This is a genomic window from Streptomyces sp. NPDC030143, assembly GCF_055573695.1.
On the sequence record NZ_JBVIAY010000007.1, the window covers coordinates 100,635 to 114,146 of the forward strand.

12 protein-coding genes and 1 tRNA gene are annotated in these 13,512 nt (G+C 71.8%); 7 read left to right on the forward strand and 6 right to left on the reverse strand.

Annotation, left to right across the window (positions count from 1 at the left end; genetic code table 11):
- Positions 1-255: 255 nt before the first annotated feature.
- Positions 256-897 carry a copper chaperone PCu(A)C domain-containing protein gene (locus tag ACZ4YY_RS14770; protein WP_468288851.1) on the reverse strand — a complete coding sequence of 214 codons (642 nt, stop codon included), beginning with the start codon at positions 895-897 and terminating at the stop codon, positions 256-258.
- A 632-nt stretch (positions 898-1,529) separates the two neighbouring features.
- On the opposite strand from ACZ4YY_RS14770, the gene ACZ4YY_RS14775 reads away from it, so the two are divergent.
- The 6 genes from ACZ4YY_RS14775 (at position 1,530) to ACZ4YY_RS14800 (ending at position 8,358) form a co-directional block, all read left to right on the forward strand.
- Positions 1,530-2,012, forward strand: a complete 483-nt coding sequence (locus ACZ4YY_RS14775) for a CarD family transcriptional regulator (RefSeq protein ID WP_003953493.1) — start codon at positions 1,530-1,532, stop codon at positions 2,010-2,012.
- A 410-nt stretch (positions 2,013-2,422) separates the two neighbouring features.
- Positions 2,423-3,175 carry a 2-C-methyl-D-erythritol 4-phosphate cytidylyltransferase gene (ispD, locus tag ACZ4YY_RS14780; protein WP_468288854.1) on the forward strand — a complete coding sequence of 251 codons (753 nt, stop codon included), beginning with the start codon at positions 2,423-2,425 and terminating at the stop codon, positions 3,173-3,175.
- The gene (gene ispF / locus ACZ4YY_RS14785) at positions 3,165-3,662 is read left to right on the forward strand and encodes a 2-C-methyl-D-erythritol 2,4-cyclodiphosphate synthase (RefSeq protein WP_468288857.1); all 498 of its coding nucleotides are present in this window, start codon (positions 3,165-3,167) and stop codon (positions 3,660-3,662) included. Before ispD ends, ispF begins: the two co-directional genes overlap by 11 nt.
- 395 nt (positions 3,663-4,057) lie before the next feature.
- Positions 4,058-5,458 (forward strand): cysteine--tRNA ligase, encoded by a 1,401-nt coding sequence (gene cysS / locus ACZ4YY_RS14790; RefSeq protein WP_468288860.1) that lies wholly within the window; start codon positions 4,058-4,060, stop codon positions 5,456-5,458.
- A 98-nt stretch (positions 5,459-5,556) separates the two neighbouring features.
- Positions 5,557-6,498, forward strand: a complete 942-nt coding sequence (gene rlmB / locus ACZ4YY_RS14795; protein WP_468288863.1) for a 23S rRNA (guanosine(2251)-2'-O)-methyltransferase RlmB — start codon at positions 5,557-5,559, stop codon at positions 6,496-6,498.
- Positions 6,499-6,615: 117 nt separating this feature from the next.
- A complete protein-coding gene (locus tag ACZ4YY_RS14800) occupies positions 6,616-8,358 on the forward strand; it encodes a DoxX family protein (protein ID WP_468288866.1) in 1,743 nt (580 codons plus the stop codon).
- 311 nt (positions 8,359-8,669) lie between these two features.
- Here ACZ4YY_RS14800 and ACZ4YY_RS14805 read toward each other — a convergent pair whose 3' ends face one another.
- The 3 genes from ACZ4YY_RS14805 to ACZ4YY_RS14815 form a co-directional block, all read right to left on the reverse strand.
- Positions 8,670-9,401 (reverse strand): nucleotidyltransferase family protein, encoded by a 732-nt coding sequence (locus tag ACZ4YY_RS14805; protein ID WP_468288868.1) that lies wholly within the window; start codon positions 9,399-9,401, stop codon positions 8,670-8,672.
- Positions 9,402-9,966: 565 nt separating this feature from the next.
- Positions 9,967-10,425 (reverse strand): hypothetical protein, encoded by a 459-nt coding sequence (locus ACZ4YY_RS14810; protein WP_468288871.1) that lies wholly within the window; start codon positions 10,423-10,425, stop codon positions 9,967-9,969.
- A 190-nt stretch (positions 10,426-10,615) separates the two neighbouring features.
- The gene (locus ACZ4YY_RS14815; RefSeq protein WP_468288874.1) at positions 10,616-11,704 is read right to left on the reverse strand and encodes an ABC transporter ATP-binding protein; all 1,089 of its coding nucleotides are present in this window, start codon (positions 11,702-11,704) and stop codon (positions 10,616-10,618) included.
- 218 nt (positions 11,705-11,922) lie between these two features.
- Here ACZ4YY_RS14815 and ACZ4YY_RS14820 point away from each other — a divergent pair.
- Positions 11,923-11,995, forward strand: a tRNA-Thr gene (locus ACZ4YY_RS14820).
- Between the two features lie 79 nt (positions 11,996-12,074).
- Here ACZ4YY_RS14820 and ACZ4YY_RS14825 read toward each other — a convergent pair.
- Together ACZ4YY_RS14825 and ACZ4YY_RS14830 are read right to left on the reverse strand one after the other, a co-directional pair.
- Complete coding sequence (locus ACZ4YY_RS14825; protein WP_468288877.1) at positions 12,075-13,214, reverse strand: site-specific integrase; 1,140 nt, start codon at positions 13,212-13,214, stop codon at positions 12,075-12,077.
- Positions 13,214-13,414 (reverse strand): helix-turn-helix domain-containing protein, encoded by a 201-nt coding sequence (locus ACZ4YY_RS14830; RefSeq protein ID WP_468288880.1) that lies wholly within the window; start codon positions 13,412-13,414, stop codon positions 13,214-13,216. Before ACZ4YY_RS14830 ends, ACZ4YY_RS14825 begins: the two co-directional genes overlap by 1 nt.
- Between the last annotated feature and the right edge of the window lie 98 nt (positions 13,415-13,512).

The following is a 13,512-nucleotide window of genomic DNA, read 5'->3' on the forward strand; positions in this document are numbered from 1 at the left end:
AGTCGTGTCCCCCCAGAAAAAAAGAAAGAAGAAAAAAAAAACGAAAAACCCCAACCCCCCCCCCCCCCCCCCCCCCCCCCCCCCCCCCCCCCCCGTGTCCGGGCCTGTACGGCCGTTGTGTGTCCGGGCCTGTACGGCCGTGTCCGGGCCTGTACGGCCGTGTCCGGGCCTGTACGGCCGTGTCCGGGCCTGTACGGCCGTGTCCGGGCCTGTACGGCCGTGTCCGGCCTGTACGGCCCGGCCGTGCGGCGGCGCTCAGTGGCCGCCGGACGTCTCCGAGGCGTGCGGGGAGGCCGAGCCCTCGGCACCGGCGGCCGGGGACTCGGTCGCCGACGCGCCCGCGGACGGCGTGCCGGAGGCGGCCCCCTCCGGGGCGCTCGGCAGGGAGCTCGGGCCCCACGAGGAGTAGTAGCTCTCGGCGGGGACGACGAAGGCGCGCAGGCTGACCTGGCCGGTCTCGCTGAAGGTGAAGGTGACCTTCTGGGCGTCGCCGTCCCGGAGCGCCTCACCGCTGCTGGGCAGGACCGCGGAGGCGTTGTTCGGGCCGCCGAGGACGACCGAGCCGCCGGCCGGGACGGTGATCTTGCCGTCGCCCTTGGCGGGCTTGAGCTCGACGGGCGAGTCGACGCCCTCGAGGGTGACGGAGTCCAGCGTCTGCGCCTTGCCGCTGCCGTTGAAGACGGTCCCGGAGATCACGGCCGGGCCCGTCGCCTCCTGGTCGGGCTGGGTGATGACGACGACGCCCTGCAGCCTGATGTCACCGACACTGGTGGCGGCGTTGTCCGGCTTGATCTCCAGCGTCTGGGCGTCGTTGCCGGCGCCGCAGGCGGCGAGCGTGGCGATCGAGAACGCGAGGGCGGAGGCGGCGAGGGCGCCGCGTCGAAGGCTGCTGCTCACGGCGGCGGCAACTCCTTGAACGCACACGGGCGGCTCTTCCTTCTTACAAGTCGCCCTAAGGGTCTGTCAGCGGGCTCAGGTTACCGAGCCGTCCCCGCGCCGCTGCACCCGACCCGCCTCTAGCGCGTTCGGCCCGCCTCGCCGGGCCGCCCCCGGCCGTTCGCCGGCCGGGCATGTCACCTGGCTCTCGAGTGGAGGTCGTCGCCCATTCACATAAGAGCTCCGAACGGAGCTCTAAGCGCCGCTCAGGCCCGCCGGGGGATTTTCCGTGAAGGAATGCGAGGTCCTCCCCGGAATTGATCATCAGCTCTTCGGCCCGCAGTGTGATCAATTTCGGAAACGGGCCTGATCCCGCTCGGGGCACCGAACGGAGTAGCGGAAGTCGCACGCTTGGAAGCGGACATATGTGGACGTTCCGCCGCCCGGGCGACCCGCCGGATGTGTGTAACGTACGCGTTTCTCCTCCCTCGGAGAGCCGCTCCGACCTGCGAATACCTGCTTCCGCAGACTGCCCGCAGCACGTTCCTGTTGCTGTTGTCAAGCCCCGAGATATGCCCTGACCTGCGAAAACGCCATTCAGAAGACGCCGTATCCGTGTTACCCTGGATAGCCACGGAAGGGGTACCTGTCACATGACGTTCAAGGTTGGCGACACCGTGGTCTATCCCCATCACGGGGCCGCGCTGATCGAGGCTATCGAAACTCGCCAGATCAAAGGCGTGGACAAGACCTACTTGGTGCTGAAGGTCGCCCAGGGTGACCTGACGGTACGTGTGCCAGCGGACAATGCGGAGTTCGTCGGCGTGCGTGATGTGGTCGGTCAGGACGGGCTGGACCGGGTCTTCGAGGTGCTGCGCGCGCCGTACGCCGAGGAGCCCACGAACTGGTCGCGTCGTTACAAGGCAAATCTGGAGAAGCTCGCCTCCGGCGACGTCATCAAGGTCGCGGAAGTCGTGCGTGACCTGTGGCGTCGTGAGCGCGAGCGCGGACTCTCCGCCGGTGAGAAGCGCATGCTCGCCAAGGCCCGCCAGATCCTGGTGAGCGAGCTCGCGCTCGCGGAGAACACGAACGAGGACAAGGCCGAGGCCCTGCTCGACGAGGTCCTCGCGTCCTGACGCAGGCGCACCTCGCGTCCTGACGCAGGCGCAAGCCGGCCTCAGCACATCGAAGAGCGCATCGAAATGCCGCGGTGCCCGATGACGTACCACGCGTCGCCGGGCGCTGCGGCATGTTCGCGTTGTCCGTCGATCACCCCACACCCATCGGCCACCGTTGGCCGATCACCTGGGCCGATCACCCGTAGTTTCCGCTTGTGGATCCACTCGCAGATCCACTCGTAGACCAACTTGATCGACGCCGCGCATCCCTTCGGGGGACGGCCCACGGATGCGTCCCCCGATACTGGTCGTGCCGGGCCCGGGCAGCTGGCTCGACCAGTGTCACGGAAGGGTCCGGTCAAGGCGTCGCGCCCGGCACGCTGTGTCCGTACCCACGTAGGCCGAGCACACAAACCTGACAGGAACCGATGTCTGACGATTCGCTTCCCGCCCCCGCTCCCGCCCGCACGGCCGCGGTGATCCCGGCCGCCGGTCGGGGCGTACGCCTGGGTCCGGGCGCTCCCAAGGCGCTCCGCACGCTGGGCGGGACCCCCATGCTGATCCACGCGGTGCGCGCCCTCGCCGCCTCCCGCGCCGTCTCCCTCGTGGTCGTCGTGGCCCCGCCCGAGGGCACCGCCGAGGTCAGGTCGCTGCTCGACGCGCACGCGCTGCCCGAGCGCACCGACTTCCTCGTGGTGCCCGGCGGCGGGACCCGCCAGGAGTCGGTGGCGCTGGGCCTCGCGGCACTGCCCCCGGAGTACGACATCGTGCTCGTCCACGACGCCGCCCGGCCGCTGGTGCCCGTCGACACCGTCGACGCCGTGATCGAGGCGGTCCGCGAGGGCGCCACCGCCGTCGTCCCGGCACTGCCGCTCGCGGACACCGTCAAGGAGGTCGCGCCCGCCGCCGAACACGGGGCGCCGGAGCCGGTGGTGGCCACCCCGCACCGCGCCCGCCTGCGCGCGGTGCAGACCCCGCAGGGTTTCGACCGGGCCACGCTGGTCCGCGCGCACGAGACGGTCACCGACGACGTCACCGACGACGCGAGCATGGTCGAGCGGCTCGGCTCGACCGTCGTGGTCGTCCCCGGCCACGAGGAGGCCTTCAAGGTGACCCGCCCGCTGGACCTGGTCCTCGCCGAGGCGGTCCTGGCCCGCAGGAGGCTCAACGATGGCTTCTGAGGCACCCGTGGTGCTGCCCCAGGTCGGCATCGGCACCGACATCCACGCCTTCGAGGAGGGCCGCGAGCTGTGGTGCGCCGGCCTGAAGTGGGAGGGCGAGGGCGCCGGACTGGCCGGCCACTCCGACGCGGACGTCGTCGCGCACGCCGCCTGCAACGCGCTGTTCTCGGCCGCCGGGCTCGGTGACCTCGGACAGCACTTCGGCACCGGCCGCCCCGAATGGTCCGGCGCCTCGGGCGTGACGCTGCTGACGGAGGCCGCCCGGATCGTCCGCGAGGCCGGTTTCCGCATCGGCAACATCGCCGTCCAGGTCGTCGGCCCCCGCCCCAAGATCGGCAGGCGCCGCGACGAGGCGCAGAAGATCCTCTCCGAGGCCGCCGGCGCCCCCGTCTCGGTCTCCGGCGCGACCACCGACGGACTCGGCTTCCCGGGCCGGGGCGAGGGACTGATGGCGGTGGCGACGGCGTTGGTCGTGCGGACGGTCTGAGCCCCGGCGTGTCGCGGGGCGCGGCCTTCCGCGGGCCGCAGGGGCCGGGCTCGGCACGGGTGAGGGCCGGACCCGCGTGTCACAGGACCGGGCTCGGCATGGGTGAGGCCGGACCGGCGTGGCGCGGGGGCCGGACCCCGTGTCTCGTGGGATCGGACCCCGGGGGGTGTGGGTCGCGGGGTCGCGGAGGGTCTTCGTCCGGGCGGCGGCGCGTCCGTCGCGGTGTCTGGCACGCCCCCACGGGCCCGGTCCCGCCGGCCGGGACGAGGGGCCGACGGCGGCGGTGACGGCGTCGGCGGTGCGGGCGGTCCTCCGCATGCCACGGCATGTCACGAATATGTGGCCCTTGGGTGGAAGGGCGTGGGGCACTGTCCCACGCCCACTACCCTGGAGTGGTGACCATTCGCCTGTACGACACCAGCGCCCGGCAGATCCGTGACTTCACCCCGCTCACCCCGGGTTGCGTCTCGATCTACCTGTGTGGCGCCACCGTGCAGGCCGCCCCGCACATCGGGCACATCCGCTCGGGCCTGAACTTCGACATCATGCGCCGCTGGTTCACCCACCGCGGCTACGACGTCACGTTCGTCCGCAACGTCACCGACATCGACGACAAGATCATCGCCAAGTCCCACGACCAGGGCCGCCCCTGGTGGTCCATCGGCTACGACAACGAGCGCGCGTTCAACGACGGCTACCGGGCCCTCGGTTGCCTGCCGCCGACGTACGAGCCGCGCGCCACCGGGCACGTGCCCGAGATGATCGAGATGATGCGCGGTCTCATCGAGCGCGGTCACGCCTACGAGGCCGACGGCAACGTCTACTTCGACGTGCGCTCCTTCCCGGAGTACCTCCGGCTGTCCAACCAGGAGCTGGACAACCTGCTCCAGCCGTCGGGCGACGGCGAGACGGGCAAACGGGACTCCCGCGACTTCGCGATGTGGAAGGCGGCCAAGCCCGGCGAGCCGAGCTGGGAGACCCCCTGGGGCCGCGGCCGCCCCGGCTGGCACCTGGAGTGCTCGGCGATGGCCCACAAGTACCTGGGCTCCGCCTTCGACGTCCACGGCGGCGGCCTGGACCTGATCTTCCCGCACCACGAGAACGAGATCGCCCAGGCCAAGGCCTACGGCGACGACTTCGCGCGGTACTGGGTGCACAACGCGTGGGTCACCATGAGCGGCGAGAAGATGTCCAAGTCGCTCGGGAACAGCGTCCTGGTCTCCGAGATGGTCAAGCAGTGGCGGCCGATCGTGCTCCGCTACTACCTCGGCACCCCGCACTACCGTTCGATGATCGAGTACAGCGAGGAGTCGCTGCGCGAGGCCGAGTCGGCGTTCGCGCGGATCGAGGGCTTCGTGCAGCGCGTCGTCGAGAAGGCCGGCGGCGTCGTCGAACCGGCCGCCGACGTGCCGCCCGCCTTCGCCGAGGCGATGGACGACGACCTGGGCGTCCCGCAGGCGCTCGCCGTCGTGCACACCACCGTCCGGCAGGGCAACAGCGCGCTGGCCGCCGACGACAAGGAAGCCGCCGTGGCCCGCCTCGCCGAGGTCCGTGCCATGCTCGGCGTCCTCGGCCTCGACCCCCTCGACCCGCACTGGGCAGGCGAGGCCGACCGCGGCGAGGACCTGCACGGCGTCGTCGACAGCCTCGTACGACTCGTCCTGGACCAGCGGGAGTCGGCGCGCGCCCGCAAGGACTGGGGCACCGCGGACGCCATCCGCGACCAGCTCAACCAGTCGGGTCTCGTCATCGAGGACGGCCCGCAGGGCCCGCGCTGGTCGCTCGGCCCGCGCTGAGCGCCCCTGATCGATCCTTGATCGATTGTGCCGCCCGGGTGTCCGGGCGGCACACTGCATTACGTACGCACACACGCATCACGACAGACGGGTAGGTCATGGCAGCCAACAACCGCCGCATGTCCGGCAAGAAGGGCGCGCAGGTCGGCAGCGGCGGCCAGCGACGCCGGGGCCTGGAGGGCAAGGGTCCGACCCCGCCCGCCGAGATGCGCAAGGGACACAAGAAGAACCGTCTCGCCACCGCCAAGTCGAAGCAGACCGCGCGCCGTCCGGCGCCGCGCGGCCGCGGCGGCAGGTCGGCGTCCGAACTGGTCGTGGGCCGCAACCCCGTCGTCGAGGCGCTGCGCGAGGGCGTGCCCGCCTCCACGCTGTACGTGCAGCAGTTCATCGACAACGACGAGCGGGTGCGCGAGGCGCTCCAGCTCGCGGCCGAGCGCGGCGGCATCAACCTCATGGAGGCCCCGCGCCCCGAGCTGGACCGGATGACGAACGGCCTGAACCACCAGGGCCTCGTCCTCCAGGTCCCGCCGTACGAGTACGCGCACCCCGAGGACCTCCTCGACGCCGCGGCCGACGAGGGCGCGGACCCGCTGATCGTCGCACTGGACGGGGTGACCGACCCGCGCAACCTCGGTGCCGTCGTGCGGTCCGTCTCCGCCTTCGGCGGCCACGGCGTCGTCGTCCCCGAGCGGCGCGCGGCCGGTATGACCGCCGGCGCCTGGAAGACGTCGGCGGGCGCGGCGGCCCGTACTCCGGTCGCCCGCGCCACGAACCTCACGCGCGCGCTGGAGGCGTACAAGAAGGCCGGTGTCGTGATCGTCGGTCTGGCCGCCGACGGCGAGTCGGAGGTCGGTGAACTCGAGGCGCTGCACGGGCCGGTGGTCATCGTCGTCGGCAGCGAGGGCAAGGGCCTGTCGCGACTGGTCGGCGAGACCTGCGACTACCGCGTGCGCATCCCGATGCCGGGCGGCGCCGAGTCGCTCAACGCCGGTGTGGCGGCGGGCGTCGTGCTGTACGAGGCGGCACGCCGACGGGCGTGAACGCCTGTCCGTGCGGTCACCCTGACGGGTGGGTTCCGGCGTCCGTCGCAACCTTGACGGAGTCCGGACAGATCCGGCGGGTCAAAGCAGTGTCCTAAGCACACGTCACTCGGTTAGATGAGTGTGGACACCAGAACACCCCGCACACCCACGGGGGACCGCTCGTCGGGATTCGACGACGCTCCCGCGCTGAGCATGGTGAAGGTGCCGAGCGATCCGGCGCAGGTCATCGTCAATCATGCGAGTTTCCGCGTGCAGTTGGGGGCGTCGACGCGGCGCCACTCATCCCCGCGGGTCGCCCGGCACTCGAGCGCCGCCGAGGACACCGCGCGCATCCCCGCCGTCGGGGCTGCGGGGAGAGCGGGCGCGTCCGGTGCGAGCGCCGGGGCCCGACGCCGGCCCGTCGTGTGGAGCGGCAGGTCCGCCCCGGACGACACCGGCGCGCACCGGCTGCTCCAGGCCGTGCGGGCGGGCAGCGTCGGGCACGGCGAACCGCCCGCCGCCGACGCGGGGGCCACCCAGGTCATCCCCCGCGTCGACGACGGCTACGGCAACGGCTACGGCTACGGCGAGGACCTCACCGCGCAGACCCTCGAGACGCCGATCGTCGGCGCCCAGCGCACCCCGGGCGTCGGCGAGAACCGGCTGCTGCCGCAGATGCGCACCGTCGGCAGCGCCTACGACGAACCCGCCTACGACCGACCCGACCACGACCGGAACGACTACCACCGGGCCGACTACGACCCGGCCGACCTCGACCGGACCGACTACGACGACAACCGGTTCGAGGAGTTCGCGGAGGCCGCCGCCGACGCCGCCCCGCGCGGCAGGCGGCACGGCGAGGACCCCGCCCGGCACGCCTACTTCCCCGGCCGGCGGATGAACCTCGGCGTCGTCCTCCTCCCGCTGCGCCTCCTCCTCGGCTTCATCTCCATCTACGCCGGCATGGGCAAGCTGTGCGACCCCGTCTACTTCGACGGCGGCGAGCGCGGCTCCATGGTGAAGTGGCTCAACACGCTGCACCCGTGGGAAGTCGCCGAGCCGCTTCGCCAGTTCGCGCTGCACCACCCGGTCGGCTCCGGGCTCGTCATCGCCTTCCTTCAGGTCATCGTGGGCGTCCTCACGGTCCTCGGCTGCTGGCAGCGGGTCGCGGCGGCGTTCGGCGCGATGCTCTCCGCCGCGCTCATCGTCACCGTCAGCTGGAAGACCGTTCCGGTCTACGAGACCCCCGACATCATCTACCTCGCCGCCTGGTCGCCGCTGATCATCGCCGGCGCCCCCGTCTACTCCATCGACGGCAGGCTCGCGGCCGGTGCCTGGCGCCGGCTCGGCCCCCGCTCCGACCTGTGGGAGCTGCGGCGGTACGTGCTGCGCCGCGGGGCCCTCGTCACCGCGATCGTCGTCGGGCTGACCCTGCTGGTGGGCTCGCTGCTCGGCGGTGCCGTGCGCGACGCCGACCGGGTGGTCGTCCCCGGGCCGGGCGAGGCCCCGCGCAACGAACTGCCCGGCTCGCCGCTGCCGGAGGAGTCCGGCTCCCACCGGCCCGGCACGGAGGAGCCGTCCGCCTCCACCTCGCCCACGCAGGGCGCGACCTCGCAGGCGCCGACGCAGGAGGAGGACAGCGCCTCCGACAGCGGCCAGGAGGAGGACACCGCCGGCTCCGGCGCACCCAGCCAGACGCAGGGCACGGCGGGACAGGCCCCCCCGGAGCAGTCCTCGCCCGAGGAGGAGGCGCCGAGCACCGGCTCCGGCCCGACCTCCGGCGGCTCGACCAGCTCCGGCGGCTCCTCGAGCGGCTCCGACGGCGGCGGCTCGTCGTCCTCCGGACAGCCGGGGCTCGTGGGCGGACTGCTGGGCTGAGGGGTCCTGGCACCGTGCCCGCCTGGGCCGCGTGGTCCGGTGCCGTGCAGCGCAAGGCACCGGACCACGCGGTCTGATCAGGCGCTCATGGTGCAAGGACCCCTAACCGGCCGGACACCTCGCACAGGGGTCCCGCACGTGTCGACGTGCGGGGACCCCTGTGCGCGTGCGGGCTGCGGGCGCGTGCGCGTGACGCGGGGGCCGCGTCCGAGCCGTCGGCGGTCGTCGGTGGTGTCTGTGGCTCAGGGCCGTGTCGGCGGTCGTCGGTGGTGTCCGCCGGGCGACGGCGACGTCGGCGATCGACGGCGGTGTCAGCGGCCGAGGGCGGCCAGCTCCTTCGCGGCCTCGGTGAGGTCCTTCGCCGTGTCGATCGCGCGCCAGTAGGCGCCCTGCGGGATGGGGAAGCCGGCCAGGCGGCGCTCGCGCGCCAGGTGCGGGAACGTCGTGCGCTCGTGGTCGCCGCGCTCGGGGAGCAGGGTGGCGAACTCGGGGGAGAAGACGTAGACGCCCGCGTTGATCTCGTACGTCGTCGGCGGGGCCTCGATGAAGTCGGTGATGTGACCGAACCCGTCGGTCTGCACGGCCCCCCACGGGATGCGCGGGCGGGCCAGGGCGAGGGTCGCGACGGCGTCCCGCTCGGTGTGGAAGTCCGCCATGTCGCGCAGCGAGAAACGGGTCCAGATGTCGCCGTTGGTGGCGTACCAGGCGCGGTCCGGGTGCGGCAGGTGGGCGGCGGCGTACCGGAGGCCTCCGCCGCGGCCGAGGGGCTCGGACTCCACGACGGTGGTGACGTCGACCGGCAGGTCGGCCGAGTCCAGCCAGTTCTGCAGGACGTCGGCGAGGTGGCCGCAGGAGACGACGACGTCGGTGACGCCCTCCTCGGCGAGCCAGCCGAGCTGGTGCCCGATGATCGGTGTCCCCGTCCCGGGGATCTCGACCATCGGCTTGGGCCGGTCGTCGGTGTACGGACGCAACCGGGAGCCCTGGCCACCGGCCAGGACGACGGCTTGCGTGGGACGAGACGCGGCGTGCGGATGGGTCATGCCCGCACTGTACGCGGGGGCCTTGGCGGGGGTTTTACGGGGCCGGGGCCGGCGCCGGGGCAGGGCAGGCGGTGAGGCCGGGGCGGGGTCGGGGCCGGGATGGCCCGTGGTGCGAGTGGGAGGCCGCTGGGTCTTCGGCGCGGTGAGCGGCGGTCCGGGTGCTGCGGGCTCACCCCCGCGCGGGGGCGCTCGCGGCGGGTAGGGCCGACCAGCTCACAGCGAGCGGTACCGCCGAATTGACCGCGGGGGCCCTGCCCTGCCCTGTTCTGCCGGACCGCCCTGCCCTGCCCGTGCCCTGCCCTGCCGGACCGCAGGGCATGTGCGGTCGGCTCGGTGCTCACGCGGAGCTGTTCGCGTGCCGCCGAGGCCGTGCTGTCGGCCGTTCCTGCCGGGCCCCGTACGGCTCCCCGTCGGAGGAGCGAGCACGAGGCCCGACGGTGTGGTGCGGCGAGGGGCCCATGGGTGCGCTGCGGTGCGCGGCCCGTTGGTGCGTGCGGTGCGCGGCCCGTTCGTGTGGCGCGGTCGCGGCCCTTCGGTGTGGTGCGGTGCGCGGCCGGTGCCACCGTCAGTAGTGGGCTGCCAGGACGCCCGAGGCGAAGGCCGTGTCGCAGACCGGGCGGGCGTAGGACTGCGCGCGGGTGGGGCCGTAGACGCGGACCGCTGCGCGGCCCAGGGCACGGGCGATGGAGGCGCAGTGCCTGGCGAGGGACGGCTTGCCGTTCACCGCCTCCTGGAGGTGGGTCAGGGCGACGCCCGGGTCCTTCTCCTGGAGTTCGGTCAGCAGCTGCTCGCGCAGGACGTCGTGGGGAGCGCGGTGCGCGGTGCGGTGCGCGGCGGAGACGTCGGAGGCGGTGAGCACCGAATCCGAGGGATCGCCCGACCAGTTGACCCGGGTGACCGCGAGGGTCCCCGAGAGCACCATGACGACGGGCAGGACGAGGGCGAGGGAACGGCCGATCCGTCGGGCGGGGCCCCGGCCGTGGCGCGCCTGTGGGGTGCTGGAGTGCTTCACGGAGTGCTTCACGCGTGTGAGGGTAGCGTGACGTAATGATCCAACGACGTTCTGTCACTCGGTCGGGGGATGAGGACGTGCGTCTTTTTGGGTAAGGGGTTGACGCGCACCCCGGTTCCGCCGCGTTCGGCGGGGTTTCCGAGCGCGACGAGAAGGGCCCCGCAGCGGTCTGCGGGGCCCTTCTCGTCGAAGCGGGGGTCGGTCAGTCGGAGAGGCGCTCGCCCGTGGAGGTCGAGAACACGTGGGTCTCGCCCGCGCGCGGGACGACGTGCAGCGTGCTGCCCTTCTCGGGGACGTCACGGCCGCCGACGCGGACCACGAGGTCCTTCGTCTCGCCGCCGACCTGGGCGGTGCCGTAGACGAACGCGTCGGAGCCGAGCTCCTCGACCACGTTCACGGTGACGGCGACACCCTGGTCGGATTCGGCGCCGGCCACGTCGAAGTGCTCGGGGCGGACGCCCACGGTGACCGTCTTGTCGGTGGCGGCGGAGAGAGCGTCGCGCTGGACCGGAACCACCGAGTTGCCGAACTTCACGCCGCCGTCGGTGATCGGGACCTCGATGAGGTTCATCGCCGGGGAGCCGATGAAGCCGGCCACGAAGAGGTTCGCCGGACGGTCGTACATGTTGCGCGGGGTGTCGACCTGCTGGAGCAGACCGTCCTTGAGGACCGCCACGCGGTCGCCCATCGTCAGGGCCTCCACCTGGTCGTGGGTGACGTAGACGGTGGTGATGCCGAGGCGGCGCTGGAGGGAGGCGATCTGCGTACGCGTCGACACGCGGAGCTTGGCGTCGAGGTTCGACAGCGGCTCGTCCATGAGGAAGACCTGCGGCTCGCGCACGATGGCGCGGCCCATCGCGACACGCTGGCGCTGACCGCCGGAGAGGGCCTTCGGCTTGCGGTCCAGGTACTCGGTGAGGTCGAGGATCTTCGCGGCCTCCTCGACCTTCTTGCGGATCTCCGCCTTGTTGACGCCGGCGATCTTGAGGGCGAAGCCCATGTTGTCGGCGACGGTCATGTGCGGGTAGAGCGCGTAGTTCTGGAACACCATGGCGATGTCCCGGTCCTTGGGCGGCAGGTGCGTGACGTCGCGGTCACCGATGCGGATGGCGCCGCCGTTGACGTCCTCGAGCCCCGCGAGCATCCGGAGCGAGGTGGACTTGCCGCAACCCGACGGGCCGACCAGGACGAGGAACTCGCCGTCCGCGATCTCGATGTCGAGTGCGTCGACGGCGGGCTTGGTGGAACCCGGGTAAACGCGGGTCGCCTTGTCGAACGTGACAGTGGCCATGGTGATGGGCCCCCTTCTACCGGCAGGAACGTGCCGGACGATCCGTTGTAGGAAGGTGGTTGGTGTAGTCCACACGTGTGAACTGGGTCGAGACGGTACCTCCCGTTCACCGTTCTGTCAGTAGGCCGGCCCCTGTGAACTTCGCGGAAATTTTCGACGGGACACCCGCACGGGCTGGGTACACTGCACGGGCGCGTCCGTACACCACGTCCGCGCAGGCCTCCTTAGCTCAGCTGGTAGAGCACCGCTCTTGTAAAGCGAAGGTCGTCGGTTCGAGTCCGACAGGGGGCTCTGCGAACTACCTGGGACAACGCCCCCACGCTCTTGGACCGTGGGGGCGTTGACGGTAGTTCTTGACGGCAGTCCCCGGTCAGCGGCGCCGCTTCAGCAGGCGATCCATGTGGCCCATGGCTTCCCGCCGGTGGTCGTCGCTCACGTGGGTGTAGACGTTCATCGTCACGGCGATCTGCGAGTGCCCCAGGATCTCCATGACCGTGCGGGGCGCGACGCCGGCCGCGAAGAGCAGCGACGCACAGCCGTGGCGGGTGTCGTGCAGCCGGACCTGCGGGAGACCCGCCGACTCGGAGATCCGCAGGAACGACCGGTAGAGGTTCCGGGGCTCGATCGGCCGGCCGCTGCGCGTCGTGAAGACGTGATCGCTCTCGTGCCAGTCCGCACCGGCCGCCGCACGCCGCTCCGCCTGCCGAAGACGCTGCCACCGGAGCGGCGCCACGCACATACCGGGGATGGGGATCACCCGGGCCCGCCGGTTCTTGGTCGTGTCGAGGTACAGCTCCTTGCCGCCCCGGTGCAGCGTGGTCCGGACGGTGAGGGTGCGCCGGTCCAGGTCCACGTCCCTCCACTGCAATCCGAGGATTTCCCCACGCCGCAGACCGAGGGCGACGGCCAGGACGAACGCGGTGTAGAGCGGGTCGGTCCTCGCGGCTTCCAGGAATCTCAGGGTCTCGTCCAGCGACCAGGGGCGTAGCTCACGGGGCTCCACCCGGGGTGCGGGAACCAACTGGACGACGTTGCGGCTGATCAGTTCCTCCCGGCACGCGGCGGTGATGGCCGTGCGCAGGACGCGGTGCGCTTCCTTGGCGGTCGCCGCCGACGCCTGGGCGGTGACCTTTGAGAGCATATGCCGGACGTTCGCCGTCGTGAGCGACTCCAGCCGCCGGGTGCCCAGCAGCGGCACGAGGTACAGCCGCACGTGCATCTCGTACTTCACGTACGTCGTGCGCTTCCGGTGCGGCCGGACGTACTCCTCCAGCCAGTACGGCAGCCACTCGGAGAGCTTCGCCGACCGGGACGGCGTCGGGATCCCCTGGCGGTCGCGGCGCACCAGTTCCTGCCGCTTCTCGTCGCACTCCTCCCAGGTGGCGCCGTACACGGTCTTGCGCTTGCGGGTGCCGTCGGGCTGCGGGACGTAGACGCGCGCTTCGAAGCGCCCGTCCTTGCGCTGCCAGATACTGCCGGCGCCGTTCGGATTCCTCTTGCGGGGTGCCATCAGGCTGCGTTCTCCTCCAGTCGGTTCTGCATGTAGTGGCGGACGGCGTCGACCGGGATGCGGCGGGCCCGGCCGGACGTGTAGCTGGGGAGCTGCTTGGAGCGGATGAGGTCGTAGACCTTGCTGCGGCTGAGGCGCAGGGCGGTCATGGCTTCCTCGACGGTGAGTGCCTGGGGTTCGGTCAGGACGACGGTGAGCACGTCGAAACCTCCATGAGGGGGCGGGCCCTTCGGCCCCTTCTGGGGGATCCGCCACGTCCGCCACGCCGCCACATCGCAGGTCAGAGCCTTGATCGTGT